The following is a 21,534-nucleotide window of genomic DNA, read 5'->3' as shown; positions in this document are numbered from 1 at the left end:
GGTCTGTGTGGGGTGGGTTGCGGTCCCGTTCACGGGTGTGGGCCGGGTGCGCCTGCTGCGGGCTTTTCTCCCCTGCCCGCCCCTTCCCGAAACCGGGGCGCCGCCCCGGACCCCGCATCCGAACTTCGTTCGGATCTCCTCAAACGCCGGAGGGGCTGGGTTGCCGGGCCGGCTGAAGTCGTGCGTGGACCATCAGTGTTCCGTGAGCGCCCACCGTCACTCTCCTTCTCGTGACCGGCCCCGGTTGCCCGATTGAGGAGAGAAGCCATGAACGCCACCACCGCCACCACCAACTCCCTCCGCTCCCGCGAGATCCGCCTCGCCGCCCGTCCCGCCGGCCAACCGGGGCCCGAGCACTTCGCGTTGGCGAGCGTGGACGTGCCCGAGCCCGCCGACGGGCAGATCGTGGTGCGCAACACCTGGATGTCCGTCGACCCGTACATGCGAGGCCGGATGGACGATGTCCCCTCCTACATCCCGCCCTTCCCGCTGGACGCCGCCCTCGAAGGAAGCGCACTCGGCGAGGTCGTTGCCTCGCGTGCCGAGTCGGTGCCGGTCGGCGCGTACGTCACGCACTTCCTGGGCTGGCGCGAGTACGCCGTGCTCGACGCGGCCGCCGCCACCGTGGTCGACCTCGCGCTCGCCCCGCCCGAGGCCTGGCTCGGCCCGCTCGGCACCACCGGTCTGACCGCGTACGCCGCCCTGACCCGCACCGCCCCCGTACGGGAGGGGGATGTCGTGTTCGTGTCCGCCGCGGCCGGTGCCGTGGGCAGTGTGGCCGGCCAACTCGCCCGCAAACTGGGCGCTTCCCGGGTCATCGGCTCCGCCGGAGGGCTTGCCAAGACCAAGAAACTGCTCGACACCTTCGGATACGACGCCGCGCTCGACTACCGTCAGGGCGCTCTGGACGAGCAGCTGGCCCAGGCCGCGCCGGACGGCGTGGACGTCTATCTCGACGCGGTGGGCGGGGACCATCTGCAGGCTGCCATCGGTGCGTTGCGCACCGGCGGCAGGGTCGCGCTGGTCGGTGCGATCAGCGGGTACAACGCCACCACTGCCGCCCCCGGACCCGACAATCTGTTCCGCGCCGCGGCCAAGGAGGCCACCTTGCGAGGCATGCTCGTCAGCAGTCACTTCGACCTCTTCCCCGAGTGGATCGGCAAGGCCGCCGGCTGGCTCGCCGACGGGTCGTTGCGCACCGAACAGACCGTCGTGGACGGCATCGAGCAGGCGTCGGGCGCCTTCCTCGGCCTCCTGAGCGGTGCCAATACCGGCAAGATGCTGGTCCGTCTGGAGGCCGCACGATGAGCACAGCGACGCCCGAGCCCACCCCGGCCGCATCTCCTGATGTCGTATCTCCTGATGCCGTGTCCCCGGATGCCGTATCCCCTGACGCCGCCTCCCTCCGTACCGCCCTGCTCGTGGTGGCCCACCCCCGTACCGACTCGCTCACCGCCGAGCTGACGCGGCGGGCCCAAGTCCGGCTGGAGAGCGCCGGGTTCACGGTCGATCTGCTCGATCTGTACGCCGAGGGGTTCGACCCCCGTCTGGGGCCGGAGGACGAGCCCGACTGGGCGGACCGGGACAAGGAGTACTCCGCCGAGGTGCGGTCCCATATGCGCCGGATCGAGGCGGCGGAGGTGATGGTGGTCGTCTTCCCCCTGTGGTGGTTCGGTCCGCCGGCGATCCTGAAGGGGTGGATCGACCGGGTGTGGAATCACGGGTTCGCCTACGGCCGCGGCACGCCGCGCCTGGCCGGGAAGCGGATGCTCTGGCTGACGACGGTCAGCTACACCGAGGCGGACTTCACTTCGCTCGGCTGGGACCGTACGGTCACGCGGCTGCTGCGTACCGGCATCTCCGAGTACTGCGGCATCAGCGACACGACAGTCCACTTCGTCCACGACTCGCTCAATGCCGACGAGTCCAGCTTCAAGTCGGCCGACGAGGCCCTGACCGCTTTCCTCGACTGACCCCATACGCCACGACCGCAGGCACCAGGCACCGCAGGCACCAGGCACCGCAGGCACCGCAGGCACCACAGACCGGCCGGCCGGACGGGAACCTTCCCGCCCGGCCATCCGGTCGTGCACTACGCGCGGCGTGACGCCTCGCTCACCCCCGCGCCCAGGCCACATACCCGTCAGGCCGCACCAACTGCGTCGCCCCACCCGCGTCCCGCCACTGCACCCGTATGCACGCGGTGCCGGCCAGCTTGGCCAGTTCGGCCGGGAGTTCCGCGTCCTTGGGGGCCACGAGGACGAACTCCCCGTCGCGCAGCGCCTCGTACAGCCTGCGGCCGTCCGCGAGCACCCCGTCCCGCGCCCGCCGCCCGACGAGCGCATGGGATCCGCGCGGTGCCGCATAGCGGTAGCCGATGCCGGTGATCTGGCCGATCGCCTTGCGCTGCACGGGCGCCGCGAGGTTGAGCAGCTTGGAGCCCAGCCAACGGGCCGCCAGCTGGAGCGGGTTGTGGGCCATCGCCACGCGCACGATCGTGCCGCTGCTGCGCAGCACCGCGCGGCCCACCGGGTGGCGCTCGGCCTGGTAGCTGTCGAGCAGGGAGTCGGGGGCGCGGCCGTCGAGGACCGCGGCCAGCTTCCAGCCGAGGTTGTTGGCGTCCTGCAGACCGGTGTTCATGCCCTGGCCGCCCGCGGGGGAGTGGGTGTGCGCGGCGTCGCCCGCGAGGAACACCCGGCCCGTGCGGTACTCCGGCACCTGCCGCTCGTCGCTGTGGAAACGCGAGATCCAGCGCTCGTCGTGCATCCCGAAGTCCGAGCCGAACGCGCGGCGGATGATCTCGCGCAGCTCGTCGAGCGAGGTGGGGGCGTCGTCCGGGATCTCGGCGCGCTCGCGGTTCCAGCCGCCCACGCGCCAGTACCCGTCGCCGAACGGGATCATGAAGCCGAAGGCTCCGTCGCCGCCCCTGACCGCCACGGTCAGGTCGGGCTCGCTCTCCAGGAGCACGTCCGCGAGCACGATCGAACTGATCACGGACTGGCCGGGGAACGGCTGCCCGAGCGCCTTGCGGACCGCGCTGCGCACACCGTCCGCGCCCACCACATAGGCCGCCCGGTAGACGGAGCCCTCCCCGTCCTTGCTCTCCACGTCGACCGTCACACCGTCGCTGTCCTGCCGCACTCCGGTGACCTCGGCGTCGTGCACGAACGTCGCTCCGTGCTCCGTCGCCCTGCGGCGCAGCAGCTTCTCCACCTCGTACTGCGGGGTGGACAGGAGGAAGGGGAAGCGGGAGGGCAGACCGGAGAGGTCCAGGGAGAGCGAGCTGAACAGACGCAGCTGGGTGAGCTTGCGGCCGGTGGGGATCAGCTCGTCCGCAAGTCCCCGTGCGTCCAGGACCTCCAGGGTGCGGGCGTGCACGCCGAAGGCGCGGGTCAGATTGCTGATCTTGGCGGGGCGCTTCTCCAGGACGGTCACCTGGATCCCGGCCGCCGCGAGGTCGCCGGCGAGGAGCAGGCCGGTGGGGCCCGCGCCGACGATCACGACGTCTGCGGAGATGGTGCCGTGCTCGGTGGTGCGGGTCTCGTGCGTGCCGTTCATTGCGGCCTCCTCGGATGCCAACGCCTGTTGGTCAACGCTTGTTGGCAACAATAGAGCGCCCCGCGATGGACTGTCAACACTTGTTGGCCTACGCTCGTTGGCATGCAGGATTCCGAGACCCGCAGCAAGCCCCGCCGCTCCGATGCCACCCGCGCCGCGATCCTCGCCGCCGCGCGGGAGCGCTTCGCGGCCGATGGATACGAGCGCGCCACGATCCGCGCGATCGCCAAGGACGCGGCCATCGACCCGTCGATGGTGATGCGTTATTACGGGAGCAAGGAAGGCCTCTTCGCGGCCGCGGCCGAGATCGACCTGAATCTGCCCGGGCCGATGGAGCTGCGGATGCAGCCGGCCGACCACGTCGGCCGCTCCCTCGTCGCCCACTTCCTCGACCGGTGGGAGCGGGACGAGGTGCTCACCGCGCTGCTGCGCGTGGGGGCGACCAACCCCGCGGGCGCCGAGCGCATGCAGCGGATCCTCAAGGACCAGATCGGCCCCGTCGCCGCCGCGGTCTGCCCCGATCCGGCCGAGGCCCCGCGCCGCGCCGCGCTGGTGGCCTCCCAGGTCCTCGGCATGGCGCTCGCCCGCTTCGTCCTGCGCTTCCCGCTCGCGGTCGAGATGCCCCGCGAGGAGGTCATCGACTGGCTGGCCCCCACCATCCAGCGGTATCTCACGGCGCCGAATCCTTGAACCCCGGCCGGCTCGAATCCTGAGTCAGGTCGGCCCGAATCCCGAGTCCGGCCGCTGTCAGTGCCCCCGCCTAGCCTCGTGGGATGGAGAGTTCAGCGGAGCAGACGGTGCGCCTCGAGCCTTGGTCCGAGGGCGACTTCGGCCTGGTCGTACGGAGCAACAGTGAAGCGATGACCGACCACCTCGGCGGCCCCGAGTCGCCCGAGAAGCTGGCCGACCGGCACCGGCGCTATGTCGAACTGCGCGACCAGGGACGGATGTTCAAGATCGTGCTGCCGGACGGAGAGCCCGCGGGGTCCATCGGGTACTGGGCGCGCGAGTGGCGCGGCGAGCCCGTGTGGGAGACGGGCTGGGGCGTCTTCCCCGAGTTCCAGGGCCGCGGCATCGCGGCGGCCGCGGCGCGCCTGCTCGTCGCATACGTACGGGAGCACGGCGCGGCGGACGAAGGCGGCGCCCCCCGTCGTGCCCTGCACGCCTACCCCTCCGTCGACCACCCGGCGTCCAACGCGATCTGCCGCAAGGCCGGGTTCGAGCTGCTCGGCGAGGTGGCATTCGAGTACCCGAAGGGCAACCCCCTGCGCTCCAACGACTGGCGGGTGCTCCTCTGACCTGCCCGGGGCCGGATGAGGGGAAGGTCCGTCAGAGCCAGCCCCTGCGCCGGAAGCCCCGGTGCACCAGAAAACACGCCACCGCCGTCACCGAGACGACCAGGAAGTACCCGTACCGCCAGCCCAGTTCCGGCATGTGCTCGAAGTTCATCCCGTACACACCGCACACCATCGTCGGCACCGCGATCACCGCGGCCCAGGCGGTGATCTTCCGCATGTCCTCGTTCTGCGCGACCGTCACCTGCGCCAGATGCGCCTGCAGGATCGAGTCGAGCAGCGCGTCGAAGGACGCTATCTGCTCCACGGTCGTCGCCAGATGGTCGCCCACATCGCGGAAGTACGCCTGCACACCGGGGTCGATCAGCGGGCTGCGCCGCTCCGCGAGGGTGGCGAGCGGGCGGGCGAGCGGGCTCACCGACCGCTTCAGTTCCAGGAGTTCACGCTTGAGCTGATAGATGCGGCCGGGATCCACCTGGCCCGCATCCGGGGAGAAGACCTGCGTCTCGACGGCGTCGACATCGTGCTGCACGGCATCGGCGACGCTCAGATACTCGTCGACCACGAAGTCCGCGATCGCGTGCAGGACCGCCGAGGGGCCCATGGCGAGCTGTTCGGGGTCCGCCTCGAGGTGCTCGCGCACCGGTCCCAGCGAGCCGTGCCGGCCATGGCGGACCGTGATCACGAAGTCCCGGCCGGTGAAGACCATGATCTCGCCGGTGTCCACGACCTCGCTGGTGGCGGTGAGCTCGTCGTGCTCGACGTAGCAGACCGACTTGAACACGGCGAAGAGCGTGTCGTCGTACGGCTCCACCTTGGGGCGCTGATGCGCGTGCACCGCGTCCTCGACGGCCAGCGGATGCAGCCCGAACGGCTCGGCGAGCGCGGCTATCTCCTGCTCGTCCGGCTCATGCAGACCGATCCATACGAAGCCGCCGTCGCCCTCGTCCCGTACGCGCCGCAGCGCCTCCGGTCCCGACAGGCCCGCCCAGGAACCGGACTGCCGCTTGCCGTTCCGGTAGACCACGCAGTTGACCACCGCACTGCCCAACGGGGAGCGCGCCGGGTGGCTGAGGTCCACGGCCTTGTGCTGCACGCGGCGCACGATGCGGCGCAGCCTGCGGATCATGGGCATGCCCTCGGTCCCCTTCGTCTGTCCTCACGGCCCCGGACGGCCGTCGCGGCCCTCCCGGCATCGGGGCAGCCTGCCACGCTCCTGCCCGTACGTCACCAGTCCATGCCACGGCGAACCATGGTTGACCTGCGGCGATTACGGTCCGAAGCGCATCCGGCATGCGGGCCCCCGGCAACCTGCTTACAGTCGACTCCCGGAGAACTCCGGCCCGGCTACGACTGCCGCACAGGCGTACGACGGCGCTGCGGAGCACTCCGGTTCCGGCAGGCTCGGGGAGCCGAAGGAGAAACAAGCGATATGAGCAGCGGCATACCGGACGACCATAAGCACGCCCGGCGCAGGAGGCTGCAGGCCAGTGCGAGAGTGCGCGCCCGGCGCGTGGAACTCGCCCTCGACAGAGCACGGACCCGTGCGGCCCAGGCGATCAGCCCCGACCCGGAGAGCGTCGCCGCGCACCGCCAGGCCGCCGCGACGGCGGAGCGGGCGCTGGCCGAACTCGACGCGGAGGGAAGGGTGTTCACCCGGCGTGACACCGGAGCGAGGGTGGTCCTCAGGGACAAGCTCGCGACGGCGGACGCAGCGCCGGTGCACGGCGCGGGGCGCGGCGAGGAACTAGGCGACGACCGCTACGAGGTCGAGTGCCTCACGCACCAGAGCGATCCGTTGTTCTTCGGCGAGCTCACCGCGGCCACGCGTGCCGCCCGGCACTCCGACACCTGGTGCGAGGCCTGCCGCCAGCTGGCGTCCACCCCGCACACGGTGCGCGCCCGCGCCCGCAAGGTCCTGGCCCCGGCCAAGCCCGAGATCCGCTACACCCCGCCGGAGCCCAGGCTCCGCTTCGACCCTCCGGCTACGTAGAGACGTACACACGCAGGCCCCCGCAGCAGGGCGCATGAGCCACGGTCCCGCCGGCTCATGCGCCCTCGCGCCAGCCCCGCTCCGTACCGCTGGGTGCACCCCGCTCCGCACCGCTGCGCGCACCTAGCTCCGCACCGCCGCGCTCCGTATCGGCGAGGCCGCGGGCGGGCGCACCCCGCTCCGCATCCAACAGCCGGTCGAGCGGTGGCTCCTGTGCCGCCACGGCGCCGATGGTCACCGCGAAGGTGATCGCGGCGCACACCACGATCAGCCAGGAGAGCAGCGTCAGGACCAGACCGAGCGAGCCGTACTCGCCCAGGGCCCGGTTCAGCGCGGCCGGCATGTAGAGCCGCGCCGTCAGCGCCAGGGCGTTGGTGGCGGCCGCCGCGAGCAGCGCGCCGGGAAGCAGCGGAAGCCAGGCCACGCGGCCGGCGAGCAGCAGATGCTGCGTCCACAGCCATACGCAGGTGCTGAGCAGCAGCGTCAGCGGCAGGCCGAGCCACATCCCGGCCCCGAAGCCGTCGCGCACCGGCCCCTGGAGCACCAGGAACACGACGAGTGCGCACAGCCACACCAGCCAGCGCCAGGCCGCGATCCTGGTCGAGGCCTTCGGCAGTCCCCAGGCCCGCTCGCACACCCGGGCCATCGCACGGCTGAAGCTGGTGGCGGAGACCAGGGCGATGACCAGGCCGATGACGCCGGTGGTCTCGCGCAGGCTGCTGTCCGTGCCGCCGAGCACCTGCCGCAGCTCGCCGTCGGCCTGCCCGGTCAGCCCGAACAGGCCCCGCAGGGACTCCCGCAGCTGATCGCGGACGCCGTCGGGGGCGAAGGCGGCGAAGGCGAAGAGCAGCGGGATCGAGGCGAGGAAGGCCTGCGCCGCGAGCCGCGTGGCGGAGTCCAGGAGGTTCCCCGACAGCAGCCGGTGGGTCAGCTCGCCCACGACGGGGAAGCGCGCCTCGGCGTTCGTCCGCAGACGTTCCGCGTGGGTGCGAAGGCGCACGGTGCCGGCGCGCAGGCTTTCCTTCCGCGCCGTCCAGGCCATGCCGCCTCCCGCTGGGTCCTCCCGCTGGTGCCGCCGGCCGGAGCGCCGCGCCGTCGAAGGCCAGTCAAGGCGCCGACGGGCGCGGGGGGCGAGCGCTGCTGACCCATCGGGGTGCCGGCCCGGGGTGCGGGTGCGTGTGGGCGGGTGTGCTCGCGTCCGCGGCAGCGCGCGCCGCCGACCCTGCGACCTGCGTGCGGCGAATCATGTGCCCGTATCAGAACAAACATCGCAAATCGAGAGGCTGTGCCGATGATGCGCACCACCCGGCGTTCCGCAGCGCCCCCTCGCACCGTCAGATCCACCGGACTGCTCGTCTCCGCCCTGGCCGGGCTCGTCCTCGGCATGGCACCCGCGTACGCGGCGCCCGGCGCCCCGGAGCCGGTGCCCTCCGACAGCCGGGCGACGTTCGTCGAGCAGAACCTCACCACCTGCGCCCAGGTCGGCTTCCCCAACGACGTGCAGATCTCCGGGGAGAACAACGAGAACTCCGGCGACGCCTATGTGAAGGCCACCGGGACGGGTTCGAACCCCACGAAGGTCCAGGTCGAGATCACTCCCGCGGGCAAGCTCGCCGGCGTCGTGGTCGACGCCGTGGTGGTCAAGGGCGGCCCGGCGTCCAACGTCTACAAGGCCCCGTACCTCCCGCCGCAGCTCGCGGCCCCGCAGAACTACATCGCGCCCCGTAACTCCGGTGGCAATGTGGCGGACATCAGCCACTACTTCGTCTGCTACCACTTCGAGCAGATGCCGAGGGGCGTCGAGGGCGAACTCCTCGTCCTCAAGCGGGTCGTGTACCCGCAGGGCCGCCCGGTCGAGCCGCTGCCGACCTCGTACACGGTGGTGGTGACCTGCACCGGTCCCGACGGGGGCTCCGCCACGGAGACCCTGACGTTCAGCGGCGGTGGCGGTATCGGCACCACCGCGGACGGCCGGCACATCCTCAGGAACATCCCCTCGGGATCGACCTGCACGGTCGTCGAGCAGGGCACGGACTCCTTCCCGGAAGGCGCCACGGTGACGTACTTCCCGGCCGCCGCACCGGACCCGGGGATCTCGACGGACCGCGTCAACAACGTGATCATCACCAATGACTTCTCCGACGTCGAGGTCGTGAAGACACGCTTCAAGATCACCAAGAATGTGGTGCCGCCCGCCTTCGGCCGGGTGCCCTCGTCGTTCACCGTCGACTACTCCTGCCAGGACGGGGCCGCCGGCGAGGTGGAGCTGAGCGCCGGTGAGACCGTGACCGTCGACGACGTCGCGGTCGGCACGTACTGCAATGTCAGCGAGGCGGCGAGCGAACTGCCGCGCGGCTGGACGGTCTCCTACGCGGTCGGCGGCGTGGCGAGCGCCGAGGACCCGGTGTTCCAGGTGGTGGACGGCAGGACCGTCTCCGTCGTGGTGACCAACCAGGGCACGGGCATGTCGCCCGACGACATCCCCGGCAAGGACAAGGACAAGGACTAGCGCGTGATCCGGGGCGGCGGCGGCTTGCTGCCGAACACGTACACCGCGTCGCCGCCCCGCAGCGTCTTCCACAGCCGTTCCGCGTCCCGGTAGGACAGGTTCACGCAGCCGTGCGAGCCGGGCTCGTAGTAGACGGTCCGGTAGCGGCCGTGGAAGGCCTGCCCGCCGGAGAAGAACTGGGCGTACGGCATGGGCGCGTCATAGAGCGTGGAAGTGAACTCCGCGCGGCGCAGATACACCGCGAACATCCCCGTACGGGTGCGATAGCCGGGCTTGCCCGAGCGGATCGTCGCCGGACCGAACACGACCTTCCTGCCCAGCTGCACCCACATCAGCTGGCGCGACAGATCCACGCAGGCCACCCGGCGCCCGGCCCGCACCGGGCACTTGCCGCCAGGGTTCGGGTACTTCCTCGCGTGCAGCAGCTTCGCGGTGCCCCAGGTGTGCGGGCCCGCGTATCCCATCTGCGGCGCGATCCGGTTCCGCAGCTGGAACTTCTGGATCGCCTTGCAGTCGGCGGGGGACTGCTTGCCGTCGACGGGCCGCAGCTTCAGATGCCGCTCGAGCTCCTTCTGGTACGGGCCCGCGGCGCCGGTGCAGTACGGGAAGAGCCGCGCCTTGCCCTGGTCCCTGGCCGGAACGAGCTCAAGCTCCCGCAGGTCCCGGTACTTGCCGTACTGCGGGAACGGATCGCCGGGGCTCCGCTGCCGGCCCGCGGCCCGGCTCCCGCCGAGCGCGGCCGGTCCCGCGGTGAACCAGGGCGGGATCCACTGGTCAGGGGTGTTCTCCGGGAACGGCAGCGGCGACCGCGAGTGCAGCGACGGCTCCGGATCCGGTTCCGCTCCGGCCGGCGCACCCGCGCCGAGCGCCAGCAGACCTACGCACAGGGCCAGGGCCCGCGACCGTTTCGGCCGTCTCAGCATCGACACGGGGTCCACGGTGCACATGTCATGCGGAAACAGGGCTTAACGCCACACACGTGATGTATCCGAAAACCGGATCAGAGCCGTACGAAGGGGCTGGTCGGGCCCGCACAAGGCAACGGACCAGGCCCGCACAAGACAACCGATCAGGCCCGCGCAAGGCCACCGATCAGGCCCGCGCAAGGCCACCGATCAGGCCCGCACAAGGCCACCGATCAGGGCCACACCAAGCAATACGGCTGATGCCCGGCCTCGTGCAGCCGGTGGCTGAAGTCCTGCCATTCGTGCAGCAGTTGGTAGACATTGAACGCATCCCGGGGACCCCCGCGGTCCGGGACCGTCGACCAGATGAACGCGGCCGCGCCCACGGCCTCCTCGCCGATGCCCCGAAGGGGGTCGACCACGGTCATCGGAAGCTTGACCACCGCATAGTCGGGGTGAAGCACGACCAGTTCCAGCGGCGGGACCTTGTGCAGCGGTATGCCCTCGATGCCGGTGAGGACCATCGCGGCCATCGTCTCCGGCTTGATCTTGGTGAACATGCCGCCCATGCCGAGCTCGTCGCCGCCGAGCTCCTCCGGGCGCATCGTGACCGGGACCCGGGCCGCCGTCGCCCCGTCGGGGGCGCCGAAGTACTTGTAGGTCACCCCCACCCGGCCGCTCCTGATTCCCGTGTGCTCAGCCTGCTCGCCTGCATGGGGGGTGGCCGCCTGTGCGTCGTTCTCGTGTGCCTCGCGCCGGTGCTTCCCCCGACGGGCACGTCGCGGTCCGAGGGCACCCTGGTCACCGGTCCCCTCGCCCAGCCCTCCACCGCGATGCATATCTTTCACCCAGACTGCTTTGTAGCCCGACTCGCTTTGTAGACGGCAGCGCCCCCGCCGCGCAACCCGATCATCGTGACAGTGACCTCCCCCACGGCCCGCCGGTGAAACGTACGAGGGCTCCATTCTCCCGGGGGACGCTCCCGGACCCCCAGCCAGTCCGGGGACTGCTGCCGATCATCGTCCGCCGGATACGGGAATCACCGGTCCGCGGGAACTCCGAAGCCTCTGACACCATGGCTCGTGTGAGCTTTCCCTATGACGCCCCAGTTTCGCAGACGCTTTTCGACCGCGCGGCCCTCGTGACACCCGGCGGCGTGAACTCTCCGGTGCGCGCCTTCCGCGCCGTGGGTGGTACGCCCCGCTTTATGGTGTCCGGTCAGGGTCCGTACCTCACCGATGCCGACGGTCGCGAGTATGTCGACCTCGTGTGCTCGTGGGGACCGATGATCCTCGGCCATGCGCACCCCGAGGTGATCGCCGCCGTACAGGAGGCCGTCGGGCGCGGCACTTCCTTCGGTACGCCCGGTGAGGGCGAGGTCGCGCTCGCCGAGGAGATCGTGGCGCGGATCGCCCCGGTCGAGCAGGTGCGGCTCGTCTCCTCCGGCACGGAGGCCACGATGTCCGCGATCCGCCTGGCCCGCGGATTCACCGGCCGCGCCAAGGTGATCAAGTTCGCCGGCTGCTACCACGGCCATGTGGACGCGCTGCTCGCCGCGGCCGGATCCGGTGTCGCCACCTTCGGACTCCCGGACACCCCCGGTGTCACGGGCGCGCAGGCCGGCGAGACCGTCGTGCTCCCGTACAACGATCTCGAAGCCGTACGGGAGGCCTTCGCCGCGCACCCCGGCGAGATCGCCTGTGTGATCACCGAGGCCTCGCCCGGCAATATGGGCGTCGTGCCGCCGGCCGCCGGCTTCAACCAGGGCCTGAAGGACCTGTGCGCCGCCAACGGTGCGCTGTACATCTCGGACGAGGTCATGACCGGCTTCCGTACGAGCAAGGCGGGCTGGTTCGGCGTCGACGGCGTGGAGCCCGACCTGATGACCTTCGGCAAGGTCATGGGCGGCGGCTTCCCGGCCGCGGCCTTCGGCGGCCGCAAGGACGTCATGGCGCACCTCGCACCGGCCGGCCCGGTCTATCAGGCGGGCACCCTGTCCGGTAACCCGGTCGCGACCGCCGCGGGCCTCGCCCAGCTCCGGCTGCTGGACGACGCCGCGTATGCCAAGGTGAATGCTGTGTCCAGCGAGATCCAGGCGCTGGTGACCGCGGCCCTCACCAAGGAGGGCGTCGCGCACCGGCTGCAGACCGCGTCCAACATGTTCTCGGTGTTCTTCACCGACCAGGACGTGCGCAACTACGAGGACGCCAAGACGCAGGATTCCTTCCGCTTCACCGCGTTCTTCCACTCGCTGCTCGCCGACGGCGTCTACCTGCCGCCGTCCGCGTTCGAGTCCTGGTTCGTGTCCACGGCGCACGACGAGCGGGCCGTCCAGCGCATCGCGGACGCCCTGCCCACCGCCGCCCGCGCCGCCGCGGAGGCCACGGCATGAGCGAACCGAAGCGCGACGACGACCTGACCGTGGTGCACCTGATGCGCCACGGCGAGGTGCACAACCCCGATGGTGTCCTGTACGGGCGCCTCGGCGGCTACCACCTGTCCGAGCTGGGCCGGCAGATGGCCGACCGGGTCGCCGAGCACCTCGCGTCGCGCGACATCACGCATGTCGTCGCCTCGCCGCTCGAGCGCGCGCAGGAGACCGCGACCCCGATCGCCAAGGCGCACGGGCTCGACCTCGCCTCCGACGAGCGCCTCATCGAGGCGGACAACGTCTTCCAGGGCAAGACCTTCGGCGTGGGCGACGGTGCGCTCAAGCGGCCGGAGAACTGGAAGCACCTGGTAAACCCGTTCAGGCCGTCCTGGGGCGAGCCGTATCTCGAGCAGGTCGTGCGCATGATGGGCGCGCTCGACGCGGCCAAGGACGCGGCGCGCGGGCACGAGGCGGTGTGCGTCAGCCACCAGCTGCCGATCTGGATCGTGCGCAGCTTCGTCGAGAAGCGCCGTCTGTGGCACGACCCGCGCAAGCGGCAGTGCACGCTCGCCTCGCTGACCACCTTCACGTACCGCGGCGACAAGATCGTGTCGGTGGGCTACAGCGAGCCCGCGATCGATCTGGTCCCGGCGCATCTGCGGGCGGGTGCCAAGCCGGTGAAGGGCAAGGACAAGGCGTTCGGCGCCTGAGTCTTTTCCGTACGGGAACGAAGGGCTGGTCACCGACAAGGTGACCAGCCCTTCGGCATGCGTGGCCACGGGAACTTCTCGTACGGAGAGCAAATTTTCCGCAATACGCAGGAACCTCTGTGTCCGCTGTGCCCTCTAAGGGGACGTCCACCGTAAACGGGGAGCAACACGGAGGCAGGGGACGTCATGCAGCAAATCAGCCGAAGGGGACTGATCGGTCTCGGAGTCGGGGCCGCCGCGGCCGCCGGCCTCACCGCGTGCAGCGGTCAGGGGAGCGGGCCGCGCAGCGACCCCAACGACCATGCGCCCGCGGGCAATACGCGGTCCCGCTCGCCGGAGGGCAAGCCTCTCGGGGACGGTTCCACCGCGTACACCGGCAAGCAGCCGCACCAGCCCCCGGCGCCGGTACCGCTCGAACTCGGCGGGATACCCCCGCAGTTCGTCATCTTCTCCTGGGACGGCGCGGGCGAAATCGGCAACGGGCTCTTTCCGCGCTTCCTGAAGCTGGCTCGGGAGCACGATGCGAAGATGACGTTCTTCCTCTCCGGCCTCTATCTCCTGCCGGAGTCCAAGAAGCGGCTCTACCGTCCGCCGAACAATCCCGTCGGCGCCTCCGACATCGGCTATCTCAAGGACGAGAACATCAAGCGCACGCTGAAATACGTGCGGCAGGCCTGGCTCGAAGGCCATGAGATCGGCACCCATTTCAACGGGCACTTCTGCGCGGGCTCCGGGTCGGTGGCCAACTGGACCTCCGCGCAGTGGCGGGACGAGATCCGCCAGGCGAAGTCCTTTGTGCAGCAATGGCGTACGAACACGGGCTGGACCGATCTGCCCCCGCTGCCCTTCGACTACGACAAGGAACTGGTCGGCGGCCGCACCCCGTGTCTGCTCGGCCAGGACCGGCTGCTGCCCGTCGCGCGCGAGCTCGGCTGGCGCTACGACGCGTCCTCGCCCGGCGGGCGGCAGCGCTGGCCGGTGAAGAAGCAGGGCGTATGGGATCTGCCGCTGCAGGCGATGCCGTTCCCGGGGCACTCCTTCGAGGTGCTCTCGATGGACTACAACATCCTCGCCAACCAGTCGGTCAACTCCACCCAGGCACCGCCCGCCAACTACCCGCGCTGGCGCAAGCAGGCGACCGAGGCGTATCTCGCGGGATTCAAGCGTGCGTATGAGACAAATCGGGCGCCATTCTTCGTCGGCAATCACTTCGAGCAGTGGAACGGCGGTATCTACATGGATGCCGTCGAGGAAACGCTGAAGCAGATTGCCGACAAAAAGGACGTACGGCTCGTCTCCTTCCGGCAGTTCGTGGACTGGCTCGATGTGCAGAAGCCGGAGGTGCTGCAGAGGCTGCAGGCACTCGACGTCGGCGAGAAGCTCCCGGCCGGGCGCCGCAATGCGGCCTGAGATCTCTGATCAAGCCGCTGATCAAGCCGCTGATCAAGCCGCCTGAACTGGGTGTTCCGCGGCTTTCGGGGGGCGGCCGAAAGCGCTGAAACGGTCATGCGAAACTTTTCACATGAGCCTTGGACGTCCTGCCTCCCGACGTGCCCTTTTCGCTGCGGGGACCGCGCTTGCGGCCCTCGCGTTGAGCGCGTGCGGTGACGGCGGTACGCAGGGTGGCGGCGGGAACACCAACTTCGTGACCGGCAAGAGCGGGATCGCGATCTCGGAGAAGAGCGAGCGGGTCGCGGCGCCGGACATCGAGGGCGAGACCCTCGACGGCAAGAAGCTGAAGCTCTCCGACTACAAGGGCAAGGTCGTCGTCGTCAACACCTGGGGCTCGTGGTGCAGCCCGTGCCGGGCCGAGGCCAAGTACCTCCAGCGGGTCTCCGAGGCGACCAAGTCGAAGGGTGTGCAGTTCCTGGGCATCAACACCCGCGATGCCCAGAAGAGCTCGGCCATCGCCTTCGAGGAGGACCAGGGGATCACCTACCCGAGCCTGTTCGACCCGGCCGGCAAGCAGATCCTCAAGTTCCCCAAGGGCAGCCTCAGCCCGCAGGCGATCCCCACCACGATCGTGATCGACCGTGACGGGAAGATCGCCGCGCGCTATCTGACCGCGCTCAGCGACAAGCGCCTGTACGAGATGATCAACCCCGTGCTCGCGGAGAAGTGACCTCCGTGCACGCCCTCGCCGCGGCCACCGACCCGAACACCACCGTGCTCGGGGGAGCGCTGCTTCTCGCCATCCCGATCGCGCTGCTCGCCGGACTCGTCTCGTTCTTCTCGCCGTGCGTGCTGCCGCTCGTCCCCGGCTATCTCAGTTACGTGACCGGGGTCACCGGCGCCGATCTCGAAGAGGCCAAGCGCGGGCGGATGGCGGGCGGGGCCTCGCTGTTCGTGCTCGGGTTCACCGCCGTGTTCGTGTCGTTCGGCGCGCTCTTCGGCGAGTTCGGCAGGAACCTGCTCGAACACCAGGAGGTCATCTCCAAGGTGCTCGGCGGGCTGACGATCCTGCTCGGCCTGTTCTTCATGGGCGCGATGCCCTTCCTGACCCAGCGCGAGTTCCGCTTCCACAAGAAGCCCGCCACGGGACTCGTGGGCGCCCCCATGCTGGGCGTGCTCTTCGGCATCGGCTGGACCCCGTGCATCGGCCCGACGCTCGCCTCCGTGATGGCGCTCTCCTCGAACGAGGCCAGCGCCGGCCGCGGCGCCCTGCTGACGGTCGCGTACTGCCTGGGTCTGGGCGTGCCCTTCATACTGGCCGCCATCGCCTTCCGCCGGGCACTCGGCGCCTTCGCCTGGGTCAAGCAGCACTATGTGTGGGTGATGCGGATCGGCGGCGCGATGCTGATCATCACCGGCCTGCTGCTCGTCACGGGCGCCTGGGACAGCATCGTCCAGGAGATGCAGGTCTGGACTTCCGGCTTCACCGTGGGGATCTGAGAATGAGCAAGACGGACACCACGCCCGAGACGGCCTCCGACGACCTCGGAGCCGCGGGTTCGCAGCTGTCCACCGCCCCCAAGGAGGAGCTGCCGAATCTGCCCTCGCTCGGGGTGATCGGCTGGGCCCGCTGGTTCTGGCGGCAGCTCACCTCGATGCGGGTCGCGCTGCTGCTCCTCTTCATGCTCTCGCTCGGCGCGATCCCCGGCTCGCTGGTCCCGCAGAACAGCGTGGACGAGCTGAAGGTCGAGCAGTTCAAGCTGGCGCACGAGACGCTCACGCCGATCTACGAGAAGCTGCAGCTCTTCGACGTCTACAGCTCGGTGTGGTTCTCGGCGATCTACATCCTGCTCTTCGTCTCCCTCATCGGCTGCATCGTTCCGCGCACCTGGCAGTTCGTCGGCCAGCTCAAGGGACGTCCGCCGGGCGCCCCGAAGCGGCTGACCCGCCTTCCCGCGTACACGACCTGGCGTACGGAGGCTGCTCCTGAGGACGTACGGGAAGAGGCGCTCAAGCTGCTCAAGGGCCGGCGCTTCCGCTCGCACATCGAGGGCGACGCGGTCACCGCCGAGAAGGGCTACACGCGCGAGGCCGGCAATCTGCTCTTCCACATCTCGCTGATCGTGATGCTGGTGGCGTTCGCGGTCGGTGTGCTGTTCAAGTCCGAGGGCGGCAAGCTCGTGGTCGAGGGCGACGGCGGCTTCGCCAACGTCCTGCCGCAGTACGACGACTTCCGGTCGGGCGCCCTCTTCGACAACGACAGCCTGGAGCGCTTCAGCTTCCAGCTCGACGAGTTCGAGGACGACTACGAGCGCAAGGGCCCGGCGACGGGCACCGCCCGTACCTTCAAGGCGCACGTCCAGTACACCGAGGGGGTCGACGGCCCCCTGAAGAAGAAGGCGATCGAGGTCAACTCGCCGCTCGAGGTCGGCGACTCCACGGTCTATCTGATCGCCCACGGCTACGCGCCCGTCGTCACCGTCAAGGACCCGAGCGGCAAGGTCGTCTTCAGCGGCGCCGTGCCGCTGCTGCCGATCGACGCCAACATCACGTCCACCGGCGCCATCAAGATCCCCGATGGCTACCGCAACAAGGACGGCAAGAAGGAGCAGCTCGGCTTCAACGCCTTCTTCGTGCCGACGTTCGCGGGCCACGGCAAGGGCGACATGCTCTCCCAGTTCCCGGCCCCCGACTTCCCCGTCCTGGCCCTGTCCGCGTACCACGGCTCGCTCGGCATCGACTCCGGTCTGCCGCAGAACGTGTACCAGCTGGACACGACCAAGATGAAGGAGTTCAAGGACAAGAACGGCGAACTCCTCAAGCAGCGGCTGCTGCCCGGGGAGACCATGAAGCTGCCCGACGGCCAGGGCTCCATCACGTACGAGAAGGAGCTCAAGGAATGGGCCTCCTTCCAGATCAAGCAGCAGCCGGGCAACGGCTGGGCGCTCGGCGGCGCCATCGCCGCGATCTTCGGCCTCGCCGGCTCGCTCTTCATCCAGCGCCGCCGCGTCTGGGTCCGTGCGGTCCGCGGTGAGGACGGCGTGACCGTCGTCGAGATGGCGGGCCTGGGCCGCAGCGAGTCCGCGAAGGTGCCCGAGGAGCTGGGCGACCTGGCCGCCGTGCTGCACTCCAAGGCGCCCTCCGCGCCCGCCGAAGACTCCGAAACTTCCCCCGAATCCGAAGCTGTTCCTGCCGAAGGGGCTGAGAAGTGACTCTCGCCGCAGCCACCAACGAGAACATGGCGCAGATCAGCAATGTGCTGATCTATTCGTCGATGGCCGTCTACACGCTGGCCTTCCTCGCCCATATCGCCGAGTGGGTCTTCGGCAGCCGCAGCAAGGTCGGCCGTACGGCCGCGGCCCTCACCTCGTCCGGCCCGGCTTCGGCCGAGGCGCCGAAGGTGCAGGTCACCAAGGGCGGCAGCACGGCGGTCCTCGACCGCCCCAAGGTCGTGACGCGCTCGGCCGCCGGCACCCGCGACGTGCCCGACGGCCCCGGCGCGCACGGCGGTACGGAGCAGGGCGACATGTACGGCCGCATCGCGGTCTCGCTCACCGTGCTCGCCGCCCTGATCCACGTCAGCGGTGTGGTCGCCCGCGCCCTGTCCGTGATGCGGGCGCCGTGGGGCAACATGTACGAGTTCTCGATCACCTTCTCCGCGGTGGCCGTCACCACGTATCTGGTGCTCATGGCCCTCGGCAAGAACGTCCGCTGGATGGGCCTGATCCTCGTCACGACCGTCCTGCTCGACCTGGGCATCGCGACCAAGTGGCTCTACACCGAGAGCGACCAGCTCGTCCCGGCCCTCGACTCGTACTGGCTGTGGATCCACGTCTCCACCGCCATCTTCTGCGGCGCGGTCTTCTACCTGGGCGCGGTCGGCACGGCGCTCTACCTCTTCCGCGACTCCTACGAGAACAAGCTGGCGTCCGGCGGCAAGCCGGGCAGCTTCGCGAGCTCGGTCCTGGAGCGGCTGCCGTCGGCGGCCTCGCTCGACAAGTTCTCGTACCGCATCAACGCCGCGGTCTTCCCGCTGTGGACGTTCACGATCATCGCGGGCGCGATCTGGGCCGGCGACGCCTGGGGCCGCTACTGGGGCTGGGACCCCAAGGAGGTCTTCTCCTTCGTGACCTGGATGGCGTACGCCGCCTACCTGCACGCGCGCGCGACCGCGGGCTGGAAGGGCCGCAAGGCCGCCTACCTGGCGCTCTTCGCGTTCGCCTGCTTCCTGTGGAACTACTACGGCGTCAACATGGTCATCTCCGGCAAGCACTCGTACGCCGGGGTCTGAGCCCCCTTTCATCGGCTGTTTCGGCGAAGGCCGGTTTCCGCGGAGGACCGCGGGAACCGGCCTTCGCCGTACGGACAGGGGGAGGGGTGTGGACACGAATTTGCGCGCTGGGGTCAGAGCGGGGGACGAGGCCGCCTTCGGGCGGCTCTTCGATGCGTACTCCCGGTCCGTCTACAACCACGGCTACCGGCTCACGGGGGACTGGACGGCGGCGGACGACATCGTCTCGCTGACCTTCCTGGAGGCCTGGCGGCTGCGGGATCGGCTCGACGAGGACGGCGGTTCGCTGCGGCCCTGGCTGCTCGGCATCGCGACCAACGTCGCCCGCAACACACGGCGGGCCGCCCGCCGGCACGCGGCCGCCGTGGAGCGGCTGCCACCGCCCGAGCCGGTGGTCGACTTCGCGGACGAGATCGCGGGCCGGCTCGACGACTCGGCGTATCTCGCGGGCGTCCGGGCCGCGGTGGCACGGCTGCGGCGGGCCGAGCGCGAGGTGCTCGCGCTGTGCGTCTGGGGCGAGCTCGACTACGCGGCCGCGGCCGAGGCCCTCGGGATACCCGTCGGCACCGTACGGTCGCGGCTTTCGCGGGCCCGAACGAAACTCGCGAAAGCCTTGGAACATACGGAACCCGCGCAAAGGCGCGGACAGGTAAGAGGAGGCCGCATCTCCGCGGTCGAGGCCATCCAGGAGGGGAACCGATGAACGACTTCCCGTCCCTCCCCGAGAGGGACCTTCCCGGGCGGGGCTTTCCCGAGCGGGACCTTCCGGCGGGCCGCCGAGCACTCCTCAAGGAGCACCTGTTGAACGAGATCCGGCAGGAAGCGACCCGTTCCGCACAGCCCCGTCCGGCCCGCAGGAAGTGGCTGCGCCCCGCCTTCGCCGGGCCCGCGCTGGCCGGCACCCTGGCCCTCGCGGTCGTCGGCGGCGTCGCGCTGATGGGCGGCGACGGGGGCGGCACCGGAGCGCCGGGCGGCCAAGCCGTACCGCAGGGTGCCCCGCAGAGCGCGGCCCAGCTGCTCGACCGGGTGGCGACGGTGGCGTCCAAGGAGGATCTGGGCGAGCTCCGCGACGACCAGTACGCGTACATCAAGACGAAGGCCGCCTGGGGCGAGAGCGAGATGTGTTCGCCGCTCAAGCTGGGTCCTGTCAGGGAGCGCGAGGCGTGGGTGCCGGTGTCCGCCGACCGCGCCGGGGTCTTCCGTACGGATGCGGGCAAGCCGGTCGAGTCCATGGAGCGGCCCACGCCGGGCATCCCGTCGAACACGTACTACCGCCATCTGGAGACCCTGCCGACCGACCCCGACAAGATGCTCGACTGGCTGCACAAGGCGAGCGAGGGCGGCAAGAGCGAGGACCAGAACACCTTCACCCTCGTCGGTGACCTCGTGCGTGAGTCCCTCGTCCCGCCGAAGGTGGCGGCGGCGCTCTACCGGGCGGCCGCGAAGATCCCCGGCGTGGAGCTGGTGCCGAACGCCACGGACGCGATCGGCCGCAAGGGGATCGCCGTCGGCCGGATCGACGAGCAGTCGGGCCACCGCCAGGAGCTGATCTTCGACAAGACGTCGTACACCTACCTCGGTGAGCGTGGTGTGCTGACGAAGGACGGCGACGGCGGCAGCGTCACCGAGGCCGACGGCACGGAGAAGCAGTGCCCCGGCACGCCCGCGGGCACGGTGACCGCCAACACCGCCGTCCTGGAGCGCAAGGTCGTGGACTCGGCGCCGAAGGCGCAGCCAGGGGTGAAGGAGAAGGACCACCCCGCGGACAAGGAGGCCGCGGAGAAGGAGGCCGCGCCCGGGGAGAAGGACGCCGGGGCTGCCGGGGACAAGTCGGCCGCTCAGGAGTCCGCGAAGGACTGAGCCCGGCAGGACTGGGCCCGGGCAGGACTGGGCCCGCGCAGGACTGAGCCGGGGGCGTGCGGAACTCCTGATTCGGCGGAAGGCTGGTGTCATGACCGAGAACACCGGAGCAATCGAACATGGCACCAGCACCACCGAGGGAAGCACGCAGACCCTGCACTTCCTGCTGCACCTTCCGCACACCGTGGAGCGGGTGTGGACCGCCCTGGTCAGGCCCGAGGAGCTCGCGGGCTGGCTGGCCGCCGCCGATGTCCTCGAACCGCGGCTCGGCGGGGCGGTCACCCTGCGCTGGCTGAACAACGAGGAGGCCTCTCAAGGGGGCGTGCACTCCGGGCACATCACGGCCTGGGACGTGGAGCGGATCGTCGAGTACACCATCGATCTGCACGGCCGCTGCCGCTTCCACCTGGAGCACGCGGGCCCGGATGCCCCGGCCACGACGGTCCGCTTCACGAACGAGTTCGAGGGCGACGACGCCTTCCGCCTGGACTGCCTGGCGGGCTGGCACAACCACATCGAGTTCCTGGAAGCGGCCCTGGCGGGGCACCCCAAGGACTGGTCGACGTGGAGCCTGGAGCGGTGGCGCGAGCTCAGGGACGGATACGCCCAGGCGGCCCGGCCCGCGCGCTGATCGCCCGCGGAGGGGCGGG

Annotated in this window: 21 protein-coding genes; 16 read left to right on the top strand and 5 right to left on the bottom strand. The window is 70.1% G+C overall.

Features of this window, described 5'->3' with window-relative positions; genetic code table 11:
* Positions 1-267: 267 nt before the first annotated feature.
* Positions 268-1,308 (top strand): NADP-dependent oxidoreductase, encoded by a 1,041-nt coding sequence (locus H9Y04_RS39735; RefSeq protein ID WP_187819095.1) that lies wholly within the window; start codon positions 268-270, stop codon positions 1,306-1,308.
* Positions 1,305-1,973, top strand: coding sequence for an NAD(P)H oxidoreductase (locus H9Y04_RS39730; RefSeq protein ID WP_187819094.1), 669 nt, complete (start codon positions 1,305-1,307; stop codon positions 1,971-1,973). The genes H9Y04_RS39735 and H9Y04_RS39730 overlap by 4 nt, the downstream gene beginning before the upstream one ends.
* Before the next feature lie 142 nt (positions 1,974-2,115).
* Here H9Y04_RS39730 and H9Y04_RS39725 read toward each other — a convergent pair whose 3' ends face one another.
* Positions 2,116-3,558 (bottom strand): FAD-dependent oxidoreductase, encoded by a 1,443-nt coding sequence (locus H9Y04_RS39725; protein ID WP_187819093.1) that lies wholly within the window; start codon positions 3,556-3,558, stop codon positions 2,116-2,118.
* Positions 3,559-3,660: 102 nt separating this feature from the next.
* On the opposite strand from H9Y04_RS39725, the gene H9Y04_RS39720 reads away from it, so the two are divergent.
* Positions 3,661-4,248, top strand: a complete 588-nt coding sequence (locus H9Y04_RS39720) for a TetR/AcrR family transcriptional regulator (protein ID WP_187819092.1) — start codon at positions 3,661-3,663, stop codon at positions 4,246-4,248.
* Positions 4,249-4,331: 83 nt separating this feature from the next.
* Positions 4,332-4,856 (top strand): GNAT family N-acetyltransferase, encoded by a 525-nt coding sequence (locus H9Y04_RS39715; RefSeq protein ID WP_187819091.1) that lies wholly within the window; start codon positions 4,332-4,334, stop codon positions 4,854-4,856.
* A gap of 31 nt (positions 4,857-4,887) precedes the next feature.
* Here the strand turns inward: H9Y04_RS39715 and H9Y04_RS39710 are convergent, their stop codons facing one another.
* Positions 4,888-5,988 (bottom strand): magnesium and cobalt transport protein CorA, encoded by a 1,101-nt coding sequence (locus tag H9Y04_RS39710; RefSeq protein WP_187819090.1) that lies wholly within the window; start codon positions 5,986-5,988, stop codon positions 4,888-4,890.
* 297 nt (positions 5,989-6,285) lie between these two features.
* Between H9Y04_RS39710 and H9Y04_RS39705 the strand changes: the two genes are divergently transcribed.
* Positions 6,286-6,846, top strand: a complete 561-nt coding sequence (locus H9Y04_RS39705) for a hypothetical protein (protein WP_187819089.1) — start codon at positions 6,286-6,288, stop codon at positions 6,844-6,846.
* A 55-nt stretch (positions 6,847-6,901) separates the two neighbouring features.
* Here the strand turns inward: H9Y04_RS39705 and H9Y04_RS39700 are convergent, their stop codons facing one another.
* Positions 6,902-7,888, bottom strand: coding sequence for a YhjD/YihY/BrkB family envelope integrity protein (locus H9Y04_RS39700; RefSeq protein ID WP_187819088.1), 987 nt, complete (start codon positions 7,886-7,888; stop codon positions 6,902-6,904).
* Between the two features lie 249 nt (positions 7,889-8,137).
* Here H9Y04_RS39700 and H9Y04_RS39695 point away from each other — a divergent pair, with 249 nt between their 5' ends.
* Entirely contained in the window at positions 8,138-9,355 is a 1,218-nt protein-coding gene (locus tag H9Y04_RS39695) for a DUF5979 domain-containing protein (protein WP_187819087.1), read from the top strand.
* Here the strand turns inward: H9Y04_RS39695 and H9Y04_RS39690 are convergent.
* On the bottom strand, positions 9,352-10,278 hold the full coding sequence (locus H9Y04_RS39690) for a L,D-transpeptidase family protein (RefSeq protein WP_236072020.1): 927 nt from the start codon (positions 10,276-10,278) through the stop codon (positions 9,352-9,354). The two genes, H9Y04_RS39695 and H9Y04_RS39690, sit on opposite strands and share 4 nt — an antisense overlap.
* A gap of 215 nt (positions 10,279-10,493) precedes the next feature.
* The gene (locus tag H9Y04_RS39685) at positions 10,494-11,099 is read right to left on the bottom strand and encodes a hypothetical protein (RefSeq protein WP_187819138.1); all 606 of its coding nucleotides are present in this window, start codon (positions 11,097-11,099) and stop codon (positions 10,494-10,496) included.
* A gap of 236 nt (positions 11,100-11,335) precedes the next feature.
* Here H9Y04_RS39685 and hemL point away from each other — a divergent pair, with 236 nt between their 5' ends.
* The 10 genes from hemL (at position 11,336) to H9Y04_RS39635 (ending at position 21,515) form a co-directional block, all read left to right on the top strand.
* Entirely contained in the window at positions 11,336-12,652 is a 1,317-nt protein-coding gene (hemL, locus tag H9Y04_RS39680; RefSeq protein ID WP_187819085.1) for a glutamate-1-semialdehyde 2,1-aminomutase, read from the top strand.
* Positions 12,649-13,341, top strand: coding sequence for a histidine phosphatase family protein (locus H9Y04_RS39675; protein ID WP_187819084.1), 693 nt, complete (start codon positions 12,649-12,651; stop codon positions 13,339-13,341). The genes hemL and H9Y04_RS39675 overlap by 4 nt, the downstream gene beginning before the upstream one ends.
* Positions 13,342-13,527: 186 nt before the next feature.
* Positions 13,528-14,751: a polysaccharide deacetylase family protein gene (locus tag H9Y04_RS39670; RefSeq protein WP_187819083.1), complete on the top strand. Its 1,224-nt coding sequence runs from the start codon at positions 13,528-13,530 to the stop codon at positions 14,749-14,751.
* Positions 14,752-14,863: 112 nt separating this feature from the next.
* Positions 14,864-15,463, top strand: a complete 600-nt coding sequence (locus H9Y04_RS39665) for a TlpA family protein disulfide reductase (protein WP_187819082.1) — start codon at positions 14,864-14,866, stop codon at positions 15,461-15,463.
* Positions 15,460-16,233 carry a cytochrome c biogenesis CcdA family protein gene (locus tag H9Y04_RS39660; protein WP_187819081.1) on the top strand — a complete coding sequence of 258 codons (774 nt, stop codon included), beginning with the start codon at positions 15,460-15,462 and terminating at the stop codon, positions 16,231-16,233. Before H9Y04_RS39665 ends, H9Y04_RS39660 begins: the two co-directional genes overlap by 4 nt.
* Positions 16,234-16,235: 2 nt before the next feature.
* Positions 16,236-17,945: a cytochrome c biogenesis protein ResB gene (gene resB / locus H9Y04_RS39655; protein WP_187819080.1), complete on the top strand. Its 1,710-nt coding sequence runs from the start codon at positions 16,236-16,238 to the stop codon at positions 17,943-17,945.
* Positions 17,942-19,024 carry a c-type cytochrome biogenesis protein CcsB gene (gene ccsB, locus H9Y04_RS39650; RefSeq protein ID WP_187819079.1) on the top strand — a complete coding sequence of 361 codons (1,083 nt, stop codon included), beginning with the start codon at positions 17,942-17,944 and terminating at the stop codon, positions 19,022-19,024. Before resB ends, ccsB begins: the two co-directional genes overlap by 4 nt.
* An 88-nt stretch (positions 19,025-19,112) precedes the next feature.
* A complete protein-coding gene (locus H9Y04_RS39645) occupies positions 19,113-19,727 on the top strand; it encodes an RNA polymerase sigma factor (protein ID WP_187819078.1) in 615 nt (204 codons plus the stop codon).
* Complete coding sequence (locus H9Y04_RS39640) at positions 19,724-20,884, top strand: CU044_5270 family protein (protein WP_187819077.1); 1,161 nt, start codon at positions 19,724-19,726, stop codon at positions 20,882-20,884. Before H9Y04_RS39645 ends, H9Y04_RS39640 begins: the two co-directional genes overlap by 4 nt.
* Positions 20,885-20,975: 91 nt before the next feature.
* A complete protein-coding gene (locus tag H9Y04_RS39635) occupies positions 20,976-21,515 on the top strand; it encodes an SRPBCC domain-containing protein (RefSeq protein WP_187819076.1) in 540 nt (179 codons plus the stop codon).
* Positions 21,516-21,534 lie beyond the last annotated feature (19 nt).

It is taken from the genome of Streptomyces polyasparticus (genome assembly GCF_014493765.1).
Classification (GTDB): Bacteria; Actinomycetota; Actinomycetes; order Streptomycetales; family Streptomycetaceae; genus Streptomyces; species Streptomyces polyasparticus.
This window is presented reverse-complemented; position numbering and strand designations above follow the sequence as displayed.